21 protein-coding genes are annotated in these 19215 nt (G+C 61.2%); 8 read left to right on the top strand and 13 right to left on the bottom strand.

Going from position 1 to position 19215, the window contains the following annotated elements:
• The first annotated feature begins 77 nt into the window (after positions 1–77).
• A complete protein-coding gene (locus AC15MQ_RS02745) occupies positions 78–617 on the top strand; it encodes an NUDIX hydrolase (protein ID WP_287654353.1) in 540 nt (179 codons plus the stop codon).
• On the opposite strand, the gene AC15MQ_RS02740 is transcribed toward AC15MQ_RS02745, so the two are convergent.
• The 13 genes from AC15MQ_RS02740 to AC15MQ_RS02680 all read right to left on the bottom strand — a co-directional run bounded on the left by AC15MQ_RS02740 (position 614) and on the right by AC15MQ_RS02680 (position 12080).
• Entirely contained in the window at positions 614–892 is a 279-nt protein-coding gene (locus AC15MQ_RS02740; protein ID WP_483079665.1) for an energy transducer TonB, read from the bottom strand. The two genes, AC15MQ_RS02745 and AC15MQ_RS02740, sit on opposite strands and share 4 nt — an antisense overlap.
• A gap of 480 nt (positions 893–1372) precedes the next feature.
• Complete coding sequence (locus AC15MQ_RS02735; RefSeq protein WP_287654394.1) at positions 1373–1513, bottom strand: DUF3149 domain-containing protein; 141 nt, start codon at positions 1511–1513, stop codon at positions 1373–1375.
• A 3-nt stretch (positions 1514–1516) separates the two neighbouring features.
• On the bottom strand, positions 1517–2065 hold the full coding sequence (locus AC15MQ_RS02730) for a FixH family protein (protein WP_287654351.1): 549 nt from the start codon (positions 2063–2065) through the stop codon (positions 1517–1519).
• Positions 2062–3477 carry a cytochrome c oxidase accessory protein CcoG gene (gene ccoG, locus AC15MQ_RS02725; RefSeq protein WP_287654350.1) on the bottom strand — a complete coding sequence of 472 codons (1416 nt, stop codon included), beginning with the start codon at positions 3475–3477 and terminating at the stop codon, positions 2062–2064. Before ccoG ends, AC15MQ_RS02730 begins: the two co-directional genes overlap by 4 nt.
• Before the next feature lie 262 nt (positions 3478–3739).
• Complete coding sequence (ccoP, locus tag AC15MQ_RS02720; protein WP_287654348.1) at positions 3740–4648, bottom strand: cytochrome-c oxidase, cbb3-type subunit III; 909 nt, start codon at positions 4646–4648, stop codon at positions 3740–3742.
• Complete coding sequence (locus AC15MQ_RS02715) at positions 4645–4839, bottom strand: cbb3-type cytochrome oxidase subunit 3 (protein ID WP_287654347.1); 195 nt, start codon at positions 4837–4839, stop codon at positions 4645–4647. Before AC15MQ_RS02715 ends, ccoP begins: the two co-directional genes overlap by 4 nt.
• 4 nt (positions 4840–4843) lie before the next feature.
• A complete protein-coding gene (gene ccoO / locus AC15MQ_RS02710; RefSeq protein ID WP_287654346.1) occupies positions 4844–5458 on the bottom strand; it encodes a cytochrome-c oxidase, cbb3-type subunit II in 615 nt (204 codons plus the stop codon).
• A gap of 14 nt (positions 5459–5472) precedes the next feature.
• Positions 5473–6900: a cytochrome-c oxidase, cbb3-type subunit I gene (ccoN, locus tag AC15MQ_RS02705; RefSeq protein WP_287654345.1), complete on the bottom strand. Its 1428-nt coding sequence runs from the start codon at positions 6898–6900 to the stop codon at positions 5473–5475.
• Between the two features lie 337 nt (positions 6901–7237).
• Positions 7238–7435, bottom strand: a complete 198-nt coding sequence (ccoS, locus tag AC15MQ_RS02700) for a cbb3-type cytochrome oxidase assembly protein CcoS (RefSeq protein ID WP_287665338.1) — start codon at positions 7433–7435, stop codon at positions 7238–7240.
• 6 nt (positions 7436–7441) lie between these two features.
• A complete protein-coding gene (locus tag AC15MQ_RS02695) occupies positions 7442–9898 on the bottom strand; it encodes a heavy metal translocating P-type ATPase (RefSeq protein ID WP_483079664.1) in 2457 nt (818 codons plus the stop codon).
• 40 nt (positions 9899–9938) lie between these two features.
• Positions 9939–11090, bottom strand: a complete 1152-nt coding sequence (locus AC15MQ_RS02690; protein WP_287654343.1) for a tetratricopeptide repeat protein — start codon at positions 11088–11090, stop codon at positions 9939–9941.
• The gene (locus AC15MQ_RS02685) at positions 11087–11395 is read right to left on the bottom strand and encodes a tetratricopeptide repeat protein (RefSeq protein ID WP_483079663.1); all 309 of its coding nucleotides are present in this window, start codon (positions 11393–11395) and stop codon (positions 11087–11089) included. The genes AC15MQ_RS02690 and AC15MQ_RS02685 overlap by 4 nt, the downstream gene beginning before the upstream one ends.
• A 34-nt stretch (positions 11396–11429) precedes the next feature.
• On the bottom strand, positions 11430–12080 hold the full coding sequence (locus AC15MQ_RS02680) for a tetratricopeptide repeat protein (RefSeq protein ID WP_483079662.1): 651 nt from the start codon (positions 12078–12080) through the stop codon (positions 11430–11432).
• 199 nt (positions 12081–12279) lie between these two features.
• Between AC15MQ_RS02680 and AC15MQ_RS02675 the strand changes: the two genes are divergently transcribed.
• The 7 genes from AC15MQ_RS02675 to ispH all read left to right on the top strand — a co-directional run bounded on the left by AC15MQ_RS02675 (position 12280) and on the right by ispH (position 19209).
• Positions 12280–12798 carry a hypothetical protein gene (locus tag AC15MQ_RS02675; protein ID WP_483079257.1) on the top strand — a complete coding sequence of 173 codons (519 nt, stop codon included), beginning with the start codon at positions 12280–12282 and terminating at the stop codon, positions 12796–12798.
• A gap of 212 nt (positions 12799–13010) precedes the next feature.
• Positions 13011–13268, top strand: a complete 258-nt coding sequence (locus AC15MQ_RS02670; RefSeq protein ID WP_483079256.1) for a PEP-CTERM sorting domain-containing protein — start codon at positions 13011–13013, stop codon at positions 13266–13268.
• Positions 13269–13556: 288 nt separating this feature from the next.
• The gene (locus AC15MQ_RS02665; RefSeq protein WP_332335738.1) at positions 13557–14480 is read left to right on the top strand and encodes a bifunctional riboflavin kinase/FAD synthetase; all 924 of its coding nucleotides are present in this window, start codon (positions 13557–13559) and stop codon (positions 14478–14480) included.
• 8 nt (positions 14481–14488) lie between these two features.
• A complete protein-coding gene (gene ileS / locus AC15MQ_RS02660) occupies positions 14489–17317 on the top strand; it encodes an isoleucine--tRNA ligase (RefSeq protein ID WP_483079255.1) in 2829 nt (942 codons plus the stop codon).
• On the top strand, positions 17304–17810 hold the full coding sequence (gene lspA / locus AC15MQ_RS02655; protein WP_332333154.1) for a signal peptidase II: 507 nt from the start codon (positions 17304–17306) through the stop codon (positions 17808–17810). Before ileS ends, lspA begins: the two co-directional genes overlap by 14 nt.
• Entirely contained in the window at positions 17810–18280 is a 471-nt protein-coding gene (locus tag AC15MQ_RS02650) for an FKBP-type peptidyl-prolyl cis-trans isomerase (protein ID WP_483079254.1), read from the top strand. Before lspA ends, AC15MQ_RS02650 begins: the two co-directional genes overlap by 1 nt.
• A gap of 8 nt (positions 18281–18288) precedes the next feature.
• Positions 18289–19209 carry a 4-hydroxy-3-methylbut-2-enyl diphosphate reductase gene (ispH, locus tag AC15MQ_RS02645; RefSeq protein ID WP_483079253.1) on the top strand — a complete coding sequence of 307 codons (921 nt, stop codon included), beginning with the start codon at positions 18289–18291 and terminating at the stop codon, positions 19207–19209.
• The last annotated feature ends 6 nt before the right edge of the window (positions 19210–19215 follow it).

The following is a 19215-nucleotide window of genomic DNA, read 5'->3' as shown; positions in this document are numbered from 1 at the left end:
TCGCATGCGGCTTCCCCCGCAGCACGAATCAGATAAACTTGCCGGGTAATCCAGCAAACTCAAAGGGACTTGGACCCATGAATTTCTGCAGTCAATGCGGCGGAGCGGTCAGCCTGCTGATCCCCAAGGGCGACAATCTGCCACGTCACGTTTGTCAGTGCTGCGGGACGATTCATTACCTCAACCCCAAGCTGGTGATCGGCTGTGTAGCCGAGTGGGAAGATCGGATCCTGCTTTGCCGGCGTTCGATTGCGCCGCGATACGGCTTGTGGACGCTGCCAGCCGGATTCATGGAAAACGGCGAATCGACAAGCCAGGCAGCGGTCCGTGAAACGCTTGAGGAGGCATGTGCGCGTGTCGAGATCCTGCAGCTTTTTTCGCTCGTCAATGTACCGCACATCAACCAGGTTCACCTGTTTTACCGCGCCCGCCTGCTCGACAAGGCTTTCTCTGCCGGCCAGGAAACCCTGGAAACGGCACTGTTCTCGGAGGACTCCATACCGTGGCAGGAAATCGCTTTCCAGAGTGTGGCGTTATGCCTGCGTGCCTACTTCTCCGATCGCAGTGCCGGTCGCTTTGTGTTCCACGAAGAGGATCTGCTTCCCGCCGCGGCCTAGCGATCGCTCTCGCGGATGAATTCGATCGGTAGCACGAAGCGAAAATCTCGACCCTTGAGACTATCCGGCAGCATGGTCGTCAGCGATGCCTGTTCAATCATCGACAGGGCCTGCTCATCCAGGAGCGAGTGTCCACTGGAACGGACAAGCGCAGGCTGCGGCCTCTGCTGCCAACTGGTCATGCTGACCGCCACCTCGACAGTACCCTCCCAGCCGCGCTCGATTGCCAGCACCGGATAACGCTTGAAGCGACGCGCAGCAATTGCCAGTGACACACGATATCCGCGCAGAGCGTCAGCGCTGACGCCTTCGCCGACTGCCGACAAATCTCTGCCATGTGCTGGCGGCGATACCTCTGGCGGCGGCGCAAGTTGCTGAGGCGGTATCTTCGCCAAGTTCGGCGGTGCCGGCTTTGCAGCGAGGGTGCTCGACCTTGTCGGCGTACGCGCCGCACTGAGCGGCTGCGCCGCCGGTGGCGCTGCCTGCTTACTCCCTGATTCACTGCCCAGCGCCGGCAAAGGCATCACCTGCCCTCCTGGGAGCACCTGCTCCGGAAACCTCAGCCCCCCTTGTATGACTCTGCTCGGCACTGCAATGCGCAGCGCAGCGGCTGGCAGGATAGTCAGCAGGCAGCAGGCATGCACCAGCAGCGATGCCAGCAGCGCCAGATACAGGCTGCGGCGACCGTCCACAGCTTGGTCGAGCAAGTCATGGCCGAACCGAAGCGGCGCGCGAAGCCGCGACGGTCCGCCTTTCTATTTACGCGCGTGCAGTTGATCTTCGCGTATTTTCTTGCTGAAAAAAAACGAAAACCATCCCGCCATGCCAATCACAAAAACAATCACGAACAGGCTGAACAAGCCGTAGTCACTCGAAAATAGCAAATCCCAAGCCATCATTTACCTCCTGTCTGAATTCCCCTGCGCTGCAGCCACTGCCGACGTCGTCAGCCGAAAGACCGGCTGCTGCTCAGTCACCCAAGCGCCCATCAGGCGCCACTCCTGCCGATCGTCCTCGAGCGTTATGTGCCAACGACCACGGAAAGGCAAGACTCCCCCCGCATAGACACCTCCCCCCTCGGAACGTAGCGTCACCTTCTGATCGAAGCCAGCACGGGTGGGGTGAGCAATGCCCAGGTTCAGCGTTTCCGGCAACCTGCCCCCCTCCTTCGCACGCAGCAGCGCACGCAAGCGATCACCCTCGCCACCCATGACAAGTTCCGCTTCGATGCCCAGTTCGGCGGCCCGCTGGTCGCGCACCGTCCGTTGGTTTACCGTCAGGCCCTGCTTGTAATAGTCGTCCTCCACGAGACCGTCATTACTGACCACCGCCAGATATGCGGTAACGACCCCGGCGATGATGACCAGCGCCGGCCCGAGCATCAGCAGCCACGGCCAGGGCTCCCGGTACCATGCCGGCGCGCTGGAATTCATTCGAGGATTGCTCATGGCAGAAAGAAGCTCGTTTTTTCGTGAACCGCGATCTTGTCGTGGTTCTCGGCTCGGACATCGAAATAGATCTCGTTTGATCCTCTTTTTCCGGCTCCGGGTTCGACACGCGCCGAAAGCGCGACGGTCTTCGATGAGGCCGCTGGAACCTCGACCTGACGCTCGCCGACGATATCAATGCCTTCGATGCCGCTGACCTCGATCGAATAGCGATGCGGCGCTTCGTCGGTGTTCGAGATATGCAGGCGGAAGACGTTCTCGATGCGTCCGTCGTCCGCCTCGCGGGACAAAGTTGCGCGGTCGCGCAGCACATCGACCTTCAAGGGCACGCGATGAGCAAGACTCCACACCGCCGCCATGATGATCGCCAGCAGGATGCTCGAATACAGCAGTGTCCGTGGGCGCAGCAAATGCGCAAGCATTTCCCTGGCGGTATAGTGCTTGGCCAGGGCATTCTCGGTGGAGTAACGGATCAAACCACGCGGTGAGCCAACCTTGTCCATCACCTGATCACAGGCATCGATACAGGCGGCACAGGCGATACATTCGAGCTGCAAGCCGTTACGAATATCGATGCCGGTCGGGCAAACCTGAACACAAATGCTGCAGTCCACACAGTCGCCAAGAGGCTGTGCCTTCGCAGCTGCACCTTTCCGACGTAGTCCGCGCGGTTCGCCGCGCTCAGGGTCGTAGCTGATGATCAGGGTATCCGGGTCGAACATCACACCCTGAAATCGTGCATAGGGGCACATGTACTTGCAGACCTGCTCACGCAGAAATCCGGCCATCAGGTAAAGAAACGCCGAGTAGAAGAATATCCAGAATGCCTCCCAGGGACCCAGATCAAAGGCGGCGATCTCGCCGAAGAGTTCCCTGATTGGCGTGAAATAGCCGACGAAGGTGATCCCTGTCCATAACGCAATCAGCAGCCACAAGGAATGCTTGATGACCTTCAGCCGCAGTTTGCGCGGATTCATCGGCTGCGCATCCAGTTTCATCCGTGCCGGGCGTTCCCCCTCGATCTTCCGTTCGATCCACATCAGGATCTCTGTGTAGACCGTCTGTGGACACGCGTAGCCGCAGAATAGCCGCCCACCCACGGCAGTCACCAGAAACAGTCCATATGCTGAAATCACCAGCAAAACGGCCAAGTAGATCACATCCTGCGGCCAGAACACCAGGCCGAAGATATAGAACTTGCGTTCAACGATGTGAAACAGGACTGCCTGCCGTCCGCTCCATTCGATCCAGCACAGCCCGTAAAACAGGGACTGGGTAAATACAACCATTGCCCAGCGCCAGTTGTTGAAAATCCCATCTACGCTGCGGGCGTAAACCGTTCTGTGCTTCTCGTACAAGCCATCCACATTGATGGGGATAGCCTTGGCCTTGCTGCTGGCCGCGTCATCCATGATTTCAGCTCCGATCCATTTCAGAATTACACCAAACTCTAATATTACATTGCAGCGCCAGTGTGATCTTGATTTGAATCAGCCAAGGCTGGATTAAAGTGCAAATCCCTGCCGGAGGAAAACACCTTCATGCAGGAGGGCTTTTCCATCCGGCACAAGACAACCAATCGTGCGACCTGTTCGGTACTTCGCTAGTCCAGCCTACTGGAGCAAAAAAACGGAGCGACCAGAGCCGCTCCGTTGATCCAGGAGGACAACTTGGCTACTTCTTGTCTGCGGCAGTGCTCAGGCTGAGTACATAGGCTGCCAGGACGTGCACCTTGGCTTCACCGAGAAACTCCTTCCAGGCCGGCATCTGGTTGGTACGACCCTTGGTAATGGTTTCCATGATCGTCGCCTCTGAACTGCCGTAGAGCCAGGTCTTGTCGGTCAGGTTCGGTGCCCCCAGCGCATGCATGCCTTTTGCGTCGGGACCATGACAACCTGAACATCCGGCCGTATTGAACGCTTCCTGTCCCTTCGCTACACGTACTGAATCAGCTGGCATCCCGGACAAGGAACGCACGTAATTGGCAAGATCCTTGATCGTTTCGGCGCCGAGTTGGGCATGCGGCGGCATCACCCCCATCCGACCGCTGCTGATCGTCTCGACGATCTGAGCCGGCTCGCCACCCCACTGCCAATCGTTATCGGCAAGATTCGGGAAGCCTTTCGAGCCGCGCGCATCGGCACCGTGGCACTGCATGCAGTACGTGAGGTACAGGCGCTTGCCCGTCTCGATGCCCTCCTTGTCGGCGGCCAGAGCCTGCAGATCCATCTTCATGTACTTGTCGTACAGCGGCTTGCTCTGCTCGTCAGCCTTGGCGACTTCCTTTGCGAGCTGGCCGCTGGACGACCAGCCCAACATGCCCTGGTAGCTGCCAAGCGTCGGATACAGTACGCAGTACACCAGGGAGAAGATCACCGTGATATAGAACAGCCACATCCACCATTTCGGCAACGGGTTGTTGTACTCCTCGAGTGTCTCATCCCAGACGTGACCGGTAGTATCGACCCGGCTGCCGGCTGGTGGGGCGCTCTGCGTCCACAGCAGGACGCCACAGGCGATGATACTGACCAACACGAGGAGAATGACGTACCAGTTCCAAAACTGATTCACAAAATCGTTCATGATGCTTTCCTTTGTCCGTTGCGATCCAGGCCCAGTTCGGCCCTATCCGCATCTTCATCGGTGAAAGGCAGCATTGCCGCTTCTTCGAAGCGCTGCTTGTTGCCTTTCACACCGTACGCCCACCAGACCACGCCGAGGAAGGTCAGCAGGGACACGACTGTTACGATGGATCGCAGATCGTTGATGTCCATGCGCTTACTTGGCGTTCTTCATTTCGAGGCCCATCCCCTGCAGATAGGCAATCACCGCGTCGAGTTCGCTCTTGCCTTCAAGCTGCTTTCTGGCAGCAGCGATCTCGTCATCTGTGTAAGGCACGCCGACCTTGCGCAAAGCACGCATTTTGGCTTCGATGCTATTCGCGTCGGCTGGCGCCTTTTCGAGGAAAGCGAAGGCGGGCATGTTGGACTCCGGAACGACATCGCGCGGATTGATCAGGTGCGCACGGTGCCACTCGTCGGAATAACGCCCACCGACCCGATGCAGGTCCGGACCCGTGCGTTTTGAACCCCACTGGAACGGATGATCGTAGACGAACTCACCAGCGACCGAGTAGTGACCATAGCGTTCGGTTTCCGCGCGGAAGGGACGAATCATCTGTGAGTGGCACAGAAAACAGCCTTCGCGGATGTAAACGTCACGCCCAGTCAGGCGGACCGGATCGTAGGGCTTGAGCCCGGTCACCGGTTCCGTGGTCGACTTCTGGAAGAACAGGGGCACGATTTCGACCAATCCACCAACACTGACCACCAGCAAGGTCAGCAGCACCATCAACGCGACATTGCGTTCAATTGCGTCTTGCGTAATTTTCATTTTTTCTTCCCCTGTCAGGCGTGGTGAGCAGCGGGCACCAGGATGCGTGCATCATCGACGGACCGGCCACCGGCGATCGTCTTGGCCATGTTGTAGGCCATGATCAGCATGCCGGACAGGAACAGGAGACCTCCGAGGAAACGGATCGCCCAGAACGGATACGAGGCCTTGACCGATTCGACGAAGCTGTAGGTCAGCGTGCCATCGACGTTGACCGCCCGCCACATCAGACCTTGCATCACGCCAGCGATCCACATCGAAGCGATGTACAGCACGACGCCGATCGTCGCCACCCAGAAGTGCACCGTGATCAGCTTGACGCTGAACATCTCCGGCTTGCCGAAAAGACGCGGCAACAGGTAATACATGGCACCAATCGACACCATGGCCACCCAACCCAGGGCACCCGAGTGAACGTGTCCAACCGTCCAGTCGGTGTAGTGAGACAGCGCGTTGACCGTCTTGATGGCCATCATCGGGCCTTCGAAGGTCGACATCCCGTAGAACGACAGCGAAGTGATCAGGAACTTGAGGATCGGGTCATCGCGCAGTTTGTGCCATGCGCCCGATAGCGTCATCACACCGTTGATCATGCCGCCCCAGGAGGGTGCCAACAGGATCAGCGAGAACAGCATGCCCACGGATTGGGTCCAGTCCGGCAGCGCGGTGTAGTGCAGGTGGTGTGGACCGGCCCACATATAGGTGAAAATCAGGGCCCAGAAGTGCACCACCGACAGACGGTACGAATAGACCGGGCGGCCAGCCTGCTTCGGAACAAAGTAGTACATCATGCCCAGGAAACCTGCGGTTAGGAAAAAGCCGACCGCGTTGTGGCCATACCACCATTGCACCATGGCGTCCTGCACACCGGCGTAGGCCGAGTAGGACTTGGTCAGCGAAACCGGAATGGCGGCACTGTTGACCACATGCAGCAAGGCAACCGCGAGAATGAATCCCCCGTAGAACCAGTTGGCCACATAGATGTGCGTGACCTTGCGCTTGGCGATGGTACCGAAAAACACCACCGCATAGGCTACCCAGACCAGGGTGATCAGGATGTCGATCGGCCATTCGAGTTCGGCGTATTCCTTGCCCGAGGTGATCCCCAACGGCAAGGTGACCGCGGCAAGGACGATGATCAACTGCCAGCCCCAGAAAGTGAATGCCGCCAGACCATCCGAGAAAATCCGGGCATGACAGGTCCGCTGCACGACATAGTAGGAAGTGGCAAAAAGTGCGCAGCCGCCGAAGGCAAAGATCACCGCATTGGTATGCAACGGGCGTAAGCGACCAAAATGCAGCCAGCCCAGGTTCAATTCCGGCCAGACCAGTTGGGCGGCGATGATCACACCGACCAGCATTCCGACTATCCCCCAGATGACGGTCATCACGGCAAACTGCCGCACCACCTTGTAGTTATATGTTGACTGAGTTTCCGACATGGACTCACCTCGTTCTTGACTAAAAACCGGCTTTCACCGCCCCGAATGCCCTTATTCTGAGCACTGACTTTGCAGATGTTATTCTAACCCCCGGAGGGTCAATTTGACGCAGATCAAGTTGCACTCTTCCTGCGCAGCGACCCCGGCACGCAAAAAAAGGGTGCGTCGAAACGCACCCCAACCCCAACAGAGAAATCCCGACACGCCCCAGGCAACCAACCCCGCCCGTGCTGCATGAGCGCCATCGACCGGCGTATTATCGCCATCCGCGAGAACCCATTATTGACCTGGATCAACAGAAGTGCAGCTTGACGAAGCCGCATGCGCTCAGACCGGCTCAGACCGGCTCACGCCGGGCGGCGGGATCCGCTGCCTCTGACGGCGGTGATGGCGCACGATCATCGTCCATCAGAATACGGTAAGCCGGGCCCTCGAGATCGTCGAACTGACCGCTGCGCAACGACCACCAGAAGGCAATGGCGATCAGAAAAACCAGCACGACGGAGATTGGAATCAGCAGGTACAGCGTTTCCATCGACGATCAACTCTCAGCGACATGCTGCAGCCGCAGCGAATTCGCAACGACCAACAATGAACTACCGGACATGCCGATGCCGGCCATCCAGGGAGCGATGAAACCCGTCATCGCCAGGGGCAGGGCGACCAGGTTGTACGCAAAGGACCACCACAGGTTCTGGTGGATTACCCGCAGGGTCCGGCGCGCGACGACGACGCCACGCCACAGATGCTGCAGGTCTTCGGAGAGCAGCACCAGATCGGCCTGAGTGCGTGCCAGCTGCGCCCCCCCGCCCATGGCCACCGACACCTGCGCCTGCGCCAACACCGGCGCATCATTGACACCGTCACCGACCATCGCAACGACGGCTCCGCCGGCTTGCAAATGACACACGTAAGCGTGCTTGGCCTGCGGTGATGCGTCCGCATGCACCTCATCGATACCCAGCGCCTGCGCCACCCGGCGCGCCGCCGCCGCAGCGTCACCACTCAGCAGCGCAACGTGGCTGCCCGCGGCGTGTAGCGCTGCAACCATGGCTGCAGCTTCTGGCCGCGGCTCGTCGCCAATGCGAAACAACGCGATCCAGCCAGTATCGTCACCGAGCGCAACCACGGTATCACCGCCATCGAGCAGTAACTGCGCACTGTCCGGCAAGGGCCTGCCATGCAGTTTGAGTACATAGTCCGGCCGCCCGACGCGCACCTGGCGGCCGCCGTACTGCGCCTTCATGCCACATCCAGGCTCGTTTGCCAGGCCCTCGACAGCCGGCATGTCCCGCCCCGCCATAGCCACCCGCAATGCCTTGCCGATCGGATGCTCGGACGCCTGCTCAAGAGCCGCCGCCAGCGCCAGACTCTGCTCCCGACCGAGCGTACCGAGCGGCAGGACTTCGAGCACGTGCATCTCGCCGGTGGTCAGCGTGCCGGTCTTGTCGAACACGAAATGGGTAGCCCGCGCGAGGGTTTCGATGGCATGACTGCGCGTCACCAGCAAGCCCGCGCGCGCCATTGCTCCGCCGGCAACGGTCAGCGCCACCGGGGTAGCCAGCGACAGCGCACAGGGACAACTGACGACCAGTACGGAAACCGTGATCCACAGCGCCTGCCGGGGGTCGATGAACGACCAGGCGACGGCCACGCCGACCGCCAGGAACAACAGACAGATGATGAAACGACTGGCGATGCGATCGGCCAGTTCGACGATCCGGGGTTTCTCCATCGCCGCACGTTCCATCAGCCGGACGATCGCCGACAGGCGCGTGCCTTCGCCGACCTGCGCCACCTCGACCAGCAGGGGGCTTTCGATATTCACTGCACCACCGGTCACGGGCACGCCAGGGCGCTTGCGCACCGGCGCACTCTCCCCGGTGAGCAGTGCCTCGTTGGCAGTGCTTTCCCCCTCGATGACCCGCCCATCCGCCGGAATGGTTTCCCCGGGTTTGACCAGGACGACATCGCCCGCGCGCAGGTCGGCAGCCATCACCTGCACAAGGTCGCGCTGGTCGGGATACGCGGGCATACGCGCTGCGACCACCGGCATCAGCCTGGCCAGAGCCTCGGTGACGCTGACCGCACGCTGTCGGGCGGTCATTTCCAGGAAGCGCCCGCTCAACAGGAAGAAAACGAACATCGTCACCGAGTCGAAATAGACTTCCCCGCCGGCCATCAGCGTCGCCCAGACACTGGCCGCGAAGGCAGCGCCAACCCCCAGTGCGACAGGCACATCCATGCCCACCCGACGGAGTCGCAGATCGCGCCAGGCGTTGCGGAAAAATGGCGCTGCCGAATAGAGCACCACCGGCAGTGTCAGCACCAGGCTGGCCCAGCGCATCAACTGTTCGACCGCCGGCGTCATCTCGCCGTCGCCCGCCAGATACACCGGTACGGCGTACATCATCACCTGCATCATGCCGAAGCCGGCGACAAACACCCGCCACAGCGCAGCCCGCCGCTCCTTGCGCGCGAGTTCCTCGCTCTTCGCCGTATCGTAGGGATAGGCACGATAGCCGATCGCGGCGATCGCCGAAAGAATCTCGGACAGCCTGACCCGCCGTTCGTCCCAGCAGACGCGCGCGCGCCGCGTCGCGTAGTTGATGTCCACCGCAGTCACCCCGGGCAGGCGCGACAGGTGTTGCTCGTTCAGCCAGATACACGCCGAACAGGTGATCCCTTCGAGAATCAGCGACGCCTCGCGCTCGCTGCTGTCAGGCCCCTCGCCGCGGACGCGCACGAAACCCTTCTGGAAATCGGCATGATCATAAAGCTGCAAGCCCTCGACGATCGCCGGCATGGCCTCGCGCGGGGCATTCGGCAAGGCATCACGATTGCGGTAGTAATCGCCCAGGCCGTTGTCTATAATCGCCTGCGCCACCGCCTGACAGCCGCCACAACACATGCCGCGCGCCTGCCCGTCGATATTTACCGAGAGATCCACTCCGGTCGCCACGGCTTGTCCGCAGTGGTAGCAATCACCAGGGTCCATCACTGCCAGGAGGATGTCGACCGCGCTTGCTGGCCCGCCCTCAGCCGCGTTTCCCAAGTTGCTTGGCCTGCGCCTGCGCTTTCCTCTCCTCGTTGGCGTCGCCGCGCGCCCGGTGCACCGCCGCCAGGGTATCGAACACATTCGGGTCTTTTGGCGTCAACAGCGTTGCATTCTGAGCCAGCTTCAGCGCCTCATCGAGTTTGATCTTGCGCTCGGCAAGGAGCCAGGCCAGATTGTTGTAGGCGTGGACCGCTTGCACATCGTTCTTGATCGCCGCGCGATAAGCCGCTTCCGCCTCGTCCCAACGCTTCAGCTCCTGATAGGCGATACCCAGTTTAACTAGCGGCAGCGAGGCTTTCGGAGCCGCTTTTACCGCCAGCTTGAACTCCACGACCGCCCTGTCACCCTGGCCCTGCGCCATCAGCACCTCACCGCGGCCCATCCGAACGGCAACGTCGTCGACGTGCATGTCAAGCGCCTGATCATAAGCGGCCAGCGACTTGTCGTACTGCTTCTGGGCAAACAACAACTGCGCCTTGGCAAGCAACGGCAGCGGATTGTTCGGGGCCAGACGGGCGGCGGTGTCAAACTCCGCCAGAGCTTCGTCCAGCTTACCCGAGTGCGACAATGCCCGGCCAAGCCCGAAATGTCCGCCGGCGTGATTCGGATCGATCTTCAGCACGTTACGAAAGGCATCGACAGCGGCTGGCCAGCGCTGTGATCCGTTGTACAACTCACCGAGCGCCAGCCAGGGCCAGATCAGCTTGGGTTCCATCCCGGTCGCCTTCTTCAACGCCGCTTCCGACTTGGCGTAGTCTTTTCTCCCGTAATAGAACTGGCCGATCGCGGTCTGCACCTCGGCGCTCTGTGGCGCGATGCCCTCGGCACGGCGCAGATACTTCTCCGCATCTTCTGAGTGCCGCTCGCGGCTGGCAACCTCTGCCAGGCCCAGCAAAGGTAAATACGAGCGTGGATCGGCTCTGGCGCTCTCCTCGAATGCCGCGGCAGCTTCGCGCAGCTTGTTCTGGCCCAGGAGTTCACGACCTTCGGCGAATTTCCTTTCGCCGGCAGTACGCGGTTGTTCGGCCTGGCTCGGCACAACCGAAAGCTGTTCGAGCAGCAGTGCATCCGCTGAAAAAGAAAACAGCACCGCCGCAAGTACCGTCAACAACTGCAATATGGAGCGACTCATGGCAAGGTGGTCCCCGGCGTGGTAGAACTCGAATCAAGGCTAACATGCCTTGACGATGGGGTAAAGACTGGCGAGCGGCAACAGTGCAGTCTTGAAGCATGGATTGCTCGGCCAGTGGCTTTCTTCCTGGCGCTTCGCCGACAACGCCTTGAGCCGAGCAGTTGCGCGTCCTGCTCGTCAGATGAGCGTTCTCCCAGGTCAAGTGCGGACTTGAAACTGGCTGCGGCCTTGTCAGGCTGGCCCTTGGCCTGCAGCGCCAGTGCCAGGCGGTAGTGAAAGTCGGGTACCCCAGGCGCGGACTTTATGGCATTCCCATAAGCTTCGATTGCCTGGTCGTATTCACCGCGTGCCGAATGGACGAAGCCAGCATGTCTTCAAACGAAGGAGTGCCCGGCTGAAATCGAGCGCACGGAGGGCACGCCCTGAGCGCCAGTCGAGGTCGCGCTTGCGTTCGGCTGCCACCCAGGCCAGGTTGTTGTGCGCCAGGGGGATCTTGTCATCGGCCTCGACTGCACGCAGGTAGGAGCTCTGCGCCGCATCGAGCTGCCCGGCAGCCTGCTGCAAGATACCCAACTTGAGGAACACATGGGCCGAGCCTGGGGGCTGCGCGGTCTTGAGCATCTCCGTCAACTCGACGACCGCCTTGTCCCGCGCACCACTGAGGACAAGCACGTCAGCACGGGCGATGCCGATACGCATGTTTGAAGGCTGCACTTTGGCGGCACGGTCTGGGCCGGCCAGCGCCTGATCAAACTGCCGGTTCTTTGCCTGCAACTCGGCAAGTGCGATCAGAGGCAGGGGATTGCCTGGCGACAGTCCGGCCGCGTCTTCAAAGGCTGCGGCGGCACCTGCCAGGTCGCCGCCGGCGGCCAATGCACGCCCCAACCCGAAGCGTGCACCCGGGTGCCTTGGCTCGCGGCAATTGCGTTGCGGAAGGACTTGGTGGTTCCACCAAGAAGCGCACCGGGGTCGGTAAGCGGTGTCGAAAATTCTTACAAGTTACCGAAGCGGTTGTCTCAGAAAATTGTTGATTTCTTTTTATATTAGCAATATAAAACATATGGCACGCATCATGCTTTGTCCTAAGTGTCTGGTAAGCACGCTCCTAACGCAAACAAACCGATCAAGAATGTGCTTAGACGAATGGCATTTGAGGTTTAACTTTCGATTGACTTTTAGGAGAATGAAAATGAAAAAATTCGGACTGGCACAGGCCCTTGTGCTTGCTGGTGGAGTGTTGGGCAGTGTGGGTTTTCTTGGAACTGCTGAGGCGGCATCAATCAGCAACGGGACTTTGACGCTGGACGTCAATGCAACCGGATCGATTCACGATGTGACGAACGCGGCCGGTGGCTTCTGGAACTACGGTTACCAGACGATTGGTTTTGGCATCAGCAGTTCCGCCGGTTTCGGTCGCGAAGACGCCAATGTGGGTGCTGGCAGCTTTGCCGGGGCCACGGTTGGCTTCTTCGTGTTTGGCTTCGGCGACTTCGCCGCCGACGCATCGGCCGACTTTGGTACCGTCATCGGCGCCGACAGCAGTACCACCCGTACTGCTGACTGCGCTGAGTTCGGTGGATGTCGACGCTTATTCGTACACCAATGGCAACACCCCGAGCACCAATGGCTTCAGACGTGCGCCGGCTCACGGCTACGGGTTCAAGTGGGCTTGGGCCTGCCGCCCGCCCTGATACCCGAGCCGGGTTGAATGGCCCTCGTCGGAGCTGGCACTGGCAGGAATTCTGCCTCGTCGCCGCAAAGTGATCGCCAACTAAATCAAACGGCTTGCGATATGCGATACGCCGCCAACTGCAGACGGCGCCTTTTTTGCGTACCAGAGTCTCGCGAAATATGTCGCTCAAAGGACTGACAACAGTGCGGTGCAGCAAATGAAGCAGCAACGTTTGATACCGGCGTTCAGTGTCGAAAATCATCACAACGCGCTCGCAAATCGCTGCCTTATACGGGACCCCGTATGATCCCAACCTGGCCAACGAGGACATCGGGATTGCGATCATCTGGGAGAAGACCCTGGCGGCTGGGGACTCGATTACGCTGAACTATATCCAATCCTACGGGACGCCAGATGACATTCTCGTTCCAGAGCCGGGTACATTTGCTCTACTTGGTGCCGGCGTGTTGGGACTGTTTGGCGCTAGACGGCGGAAAGCAGCCTGAGCGTCAGGGGTCATTGACCAAGGAGAAGCACTTATCAAAGGGCCTTGATACGGCGTAGCCGGATCAAGGCCAAAATTTGCGGCACATTGCGCGTCGGTCACGTCATGGACGACGATCAGTTGCAATCCTTGTTTGCCATGGGCCAGCGGCGAAAGTTTTCGCCGCTGGCCCATATTGTATTGAATCTCGTTTTGTTGCCGGCACACCTTCCGATTGGACCGCACAGGAGCATCAAGCCAGCGAAATGCCGCTATAATCGCGAGTTCTTTGGCCTTCCCTTGCCGCCCGATGCTCGTCTATCGCGGTTTCACACAGACCACGCACAGTGCTACCGTCCTGACCATCGGCAACTTCGATGGCGTCCATCTCGGCCATCGGGCACTGCTGGCACGTCTGACGGCAGCCGCCAGCGAAGCCGGCCTGCCGGCGGCGGTGCTCACTTTCGAACCGCACCCGCGCGAATTCTTTGCCCCGGAAGCGGCGCCCTCACGCCTGTCGACGCTGCGTGAAAAGCTCGAACTGCTTGCCGACGACGGCGTCGACCTGGTCCACGTTTGCCACTTCAACGCCCGCTTCGCGGCCCTGAGCGCCGAAGCCTTCATCGAGCAGGTGCTGTTGGGCGCCTTGCGCGTGCGGCACCTGATCGTCGGCGACGACTTTCGCTTCGGCGCCAGGCGTGCCGGCGACTTCGCGTTGCTCAGCGACGCCGGCGCCCGCCTCGGCTTTCAGGTCGAGGCCATGGACAGCGTCACCCTCGACGGCGAGCGCGCATCGAGTTCGGCCGTTCGCGACGCGCTGCAGGCCGGCCATCTCGAACAGGCTGCGCGCCTGCTCGGCCGCCCTTACTCGATCGATGGACGGGTGGTCCATGGCGACAAGATCGGCCGGCAACTGGGCTTCAATACGGCGAACATCCGCATCAAGCACGAACGACCAGCACTGCAGGGAGTATTCGCGGTCGAAGTCAAGGGCTTGCCGGGTGGCCCGCACCAGGGTGCTGCCAACCTCGGATACCGACCGAGCGCGAACCAGGTCGTAAGACCACTGCTCGAAGTGCATCTCTTTGATTTCAATGCCGACATCTACGGCGCCCATTTGAACGTCCGCTTCCTGCACAAGCTGCGCGACGAAATGAAATTCCCCGATTTCAACGCCTTGAAGGCGCAAATCGCCAGCGACGTTGCCGCGGCGAAAGCGTACTTCCAGTTCTGAGAACCGCCATGGCCGACTACAAGAAAACCCTCAACCTCACCGACACGCCATTTCCGATGCGCGGTGACCTGGCTCGACGCGAACCGCAGTGGGTCGCCGCCTGGCAGGAGACAAAACTCTACGAGCGGATCCGCGAGGTCTCGCAGGGACGCCCCCGTTTCGTGCTGCACGATGGCCCGCCCTACGCCAACGGAGACATTCACATCGGCCACGCGGTCAACAAGATCCTCAAGGACGTCATCGTCCGCTCGAAGACGCTGGCGGGCTTCGACGTACCGTATGTTCCGGGCTGGGACTGCCATGGCCTGCCGATCGAGCATCAGATCGAAAAGCTGCACGGCAAGCATGTCCCGGCCGAGCGGGTGCGCGAACTGTGCCGCGCCTTCGCCGGCGAACAGATCGAGCGCCAGAAGAAGGATTTCATCCGCCTCGGTATTCTCGGAGAATGGGACAATCCTTACCTGACCATGAACTTCAAGACCGAAGCCGACGAAATCCGTGCGCTCGGTGCGATATTGCAGAAGGGTTACCTCTACCAGGGCCTGAAGCCGGTCAACTGGTGCCTCGACTGTCGCTCGGCGCTGGCCGAGGCCGAGGTCGAATACGAAGACAAGACCTCGTCGGCGATCGATGTGGCTTTCGAAGTACACCCCAATCACGCCGACAAGCTGGCGCGGGCTTTCGGCCTCACGCACCTGCGCGGGCCGGCCTTCGCCGTGATCTGGACGACCACGCCCTGGACGCTGCCGGCCAACGAGGCCGTCAGCGCGCACCCGGACTTCGACTACGAACTGATCGACACCCCCCGCGGCGCCCTGATCCTGGTGCGTGAACTGGCCGCTGCCTGCCTGCAGCGCTATGCCCTCGCCGGGACGGTGATCGGTTCGGCCAAAGGCGCGGCGCTCGAACACGTGCTTCTCAAACACCCCTTCCAGGCCCGCGACGTGGCCATCATCTGCGGCCGGCACGTCACCGTCGAGGCCGGCACCGGCCTGGTGCACACGGCGCCAGCGCATGGCACCGACGACTACCTGATCGGCAAGGTGTATGGTCTGCCGGTGAACAATCCGGTCGGCGACGATGGTCGATTCGTCGCCGGCACCCCGGCGCTGGGCGTCGGCGAGCTTGCCGGCAAATCGGTCTGGGAGGCCAACCCGCTGGTGCTGGAGGAACTCGCCGCCAACGGCCACCTGCTGAAATCCGAGAAGATCCAGCACAGTTATCCGCACTGCTGGCGCCACAAGACACCGATCATCTTCCGTGCCACCACGCAGTGGTTCATCGGCATGGATCACCGCCCGACGTCGACCGAAGCCGCGGCGACGCCCCTCAGCGAAGAGGAACCGACGCTGCGCTGGTGCGCCGAGCGCGCAGTTGACGAAACGCGCTTCTTCCCGACCTGGGGTCGCGCGCGCCTGGAAGCGATGATGCGCACGCGTCCCGACTGGTGCGTCTCGCGTCAGCGCAACTGGGGCGTTCCCCTGCCCTTTTTCCTGCACCGCGAGACCGGTGCGCCGCATCCACGCACAGTCGAACTCATCGAAGCCGTCGCCCAGCGCGTCGAAAAGGCCGGCATCGAAGCCTGGTTCGCGCTTGACGCCGGGGAACTGCTCGGCGCCGAGGCCGAGCAATACCGGAAGATGAGCGACACCCTCGACGTCTGGTTCGACTCCGGCGCGACGCACTCCAGCGTCCTGCGCGGCTCGCATCGCAACGGACTCGCCTACCCCGCCGATCTCTATCTCGAAGGCTCCGATCAACATCGTGGCTGGTTCCAGAGTTCGCTGCTGATCGGCTGTGCGATGGACGGGCAGGCACCCTACAAGGCCCTGTTGACGCACGGCTTCGTGGTCGACGGCAAGGGCCTGAAAATGTCGAAATCGCGGGGCAACGTGATCGCCCCGCAGAAGATCGGCGACACGCTCGGCGCCGAGATCCTTCGCCTGTGGGTCGCGGCCACCGACTACTCCGGCGAACTGTCGATCTCCGACGAGATTCTCAAGCGCGTCGTCGAATCCTACCGCCGCATCCGCAACACCCTGCGCTTCCTGCTGGCCAATACCGCGGACTTCGACGCCAGCCGCGATCTCCTGGAGATCGAACAATGGCTGGAAATCGATCGTTACGCCCTGGCCATGACCCGGCAACTGCAGGCGCAATGCGAAGCCGACTACGAGCGCTTCGAGTTCCACCGCGTCGTGCAGTCGCTGCAGACCTTCTGTTCCGAGGATCTCGGCGGCTTCTACCTCGATATCCTCAAGGATCGTCTCTATACTACTGCCGCCGCTTCCGCGCCACGCCGCTCGGCACAAAGCGCCCTGTGGCATATCCTGCAATGCCTGACCAAGCTGATGGCGCCGATCCTCTGTTTCACCGCCGAGGAGATCTGGCAACTGCAAAGCGGTGACCGCCAGCAGTCGATCATGCTGCACACCTGGCAACCACTGCCGGCACCGGCCGGCGAAGGCGAACTGCTCGAAAAATGGGGCAAGATCCGGACCTACCGCGGCGAAGTCATGCGCGCCCTCGAAGAACTGCGCAGCGCAGGCAGGATCGGCTCGCCGCTGCAGGCTGCAGTACAACTGCACTGCGACGGCGAGAAGCACGCGTTGCTTGCTTCGCTCGGCGACGACCTGCGCTTTGTCCTGATCTGCTCGCAGGCGGCGGTCGTGCGCGACCCGGTCGACCAACTATTGTGCACCGCGCTGACGCACGCCAAGTGCGAGCGCTGTTGGCATGTGCGCGCTGACGTCGGCAAGCACCCGGAGCACCCCGGCCTGTGCGGCCGCTGCATCGACAACCTGTACGCGGAAGGCGAAGCCCGTGCCTTCGCGTAACATCGACCGCTGGCTGGTGCTGGCCGGCATCATCGTCACCTTCGACCAGGTCAGCAAATGGCTGATCCTCGCCTGGTTGCAGCCTGGCGACGTGATCTACGTCGCCCCTTTCTTCAACTGGGTGCTGACCTTCAACCCCGGCGCCGCGTTCAGCTTCCTCTCCGATGCCGGTGGCTGGCAGCGCTGGTTCTTCACTGCCCTGGCGCTGGGAATTTCGGCGTGGATCGTCAGTGTCCTGCCTCACCATAGCGGCGAATTCCGGCTCTCTCTGGCCCTCACGCTGATCCTCGGCGGTGCGCTCGGCAACGTCATCGACCGCCTGCGTTTCGGCGCGGTGATCGACTTCGTGCAATGGCACGTCGCCGGTTTCTACTGGCCGGCTTTCAATATCGCCGATTCGGCGATCTGCATCGGCGCGCTGCTGATGGCCTGGGACCAGTTTGCCGCCAGACCCGCCGAGCAGAATCCCGCGCGCTGCGAGCGAGGTCGCTGATGCCGCCGCCATCTAATGGCACCCGGCCATCGAAGATCATCGCAACGGTGCTGGCCGACAGTTTCCTGACGCTGCACTACAGCCTTGCCGATCTCGACGGCGACGAGTACGTCAGCACCTTCGGCCTGTCTCCCGCGACCCTGCAGATGGGTAGCGGCCAGCTCGCGGAAACGCTCGAACAGTGCCTGCTCGGAATGGCCACCGGCAAGCGTCAGGTCTTTGAGCTTGCGGCAACGAACGCCTTTGGTATCCACAACCCCCGCCTGGTCGAACGTATTGCGCGCAGTGCCCTGCCGCCGGAGATCGAACTCAGGGTCAACTCGCTGGTGGAATTCAGTTCGCCCGACGGCGCCGGCAACTTTGCCGGTTTTCTGCGCGAACTGAGCGACAACAGCGCGCTCTTCGACTTCAACCATCCGCTCGCCGGCAAAGCCCTCCGCTTCGAGGTCGAAGTCATCGCCATCATGTGAGATCCAGCATGCAGGTCATTCTCGCCAATCCCCGCGGCTTCTGCGCCGGCGTCGATCGCGCCATCGCCATCGTCGAGCGCGCCATCGAGAAGTACGGTGCGCCGATCTATGTTCGCCATGAAGTGGTACACAACCTCTTCGTCTGCGACGACCTGCGTGCCAAGGGCGCCATTTTCATCGACGAACTGGCCGACGTACCGGCCGGCGGCACGGTCGTTTTCAGTGCCCACGGTGTTTCCAGGGCCGTTCGCGAGGAAGCCGCGGCACGCGGCCTCAAGGTCTTCGACGCCACCTGCCCGCTGGTCACCAAGGTGCACCTCGAAGTCGCCAGAATGCGCAGGGAAGGCCGTGAGATCGTGATGATCGGCCACAAGGGACATCCCGAGGTCGAAGGCACGATGGGGCAGAGTGGCGACGGCATGTACCTCGTCGAAACCGTCGCCGATGCCCGCCAACTCCAGGTCAAATCCCCGGCCAGCCTGGCCTACGTCACGCAGACCACCTTGTCGGTCGACGACGCCGCGCAGGTCGTTGCCGCCTTGAAGGAGCGTTTCCCCGCGATCATCGGCCCGAAGAAGGACGACATCTGCTACGCAACGCAAAACCGGCAGGATTCAGTCAAGCAACTGGCACGCAACAGCGAAGTCGTCCTCGTCGTCGGCAGCCGGTCGAGTTCCAACTCGAATCGACTCCGCGAAGTCGCCGAACTGATTGGCAGCCGCGCCTACCTGGTCGACCAGGCCGAACAGATCAACCCAGAGTGGCTCAATGGTGCCAGCCGTATCGGCGTCACCGCCGGCGCGTCGGCCCCGGAAGTCCTGGTGCAGAACGTCGTCGATCGCCTGTCGGGAGGCGACCGCGCGAAAGTCGCCCAGCTCGACGGTGCCGAGGAAAACGTGACCTTCGCCCTGCCTCGCGAACTGCAGTAGCGCCCG

Source organism: Candidatus Accumulibacter propinquus (assembly GCF_056856495.1).
This window is presented reverse-complemented; position numbering and strand designations above follow the sequence as displayed.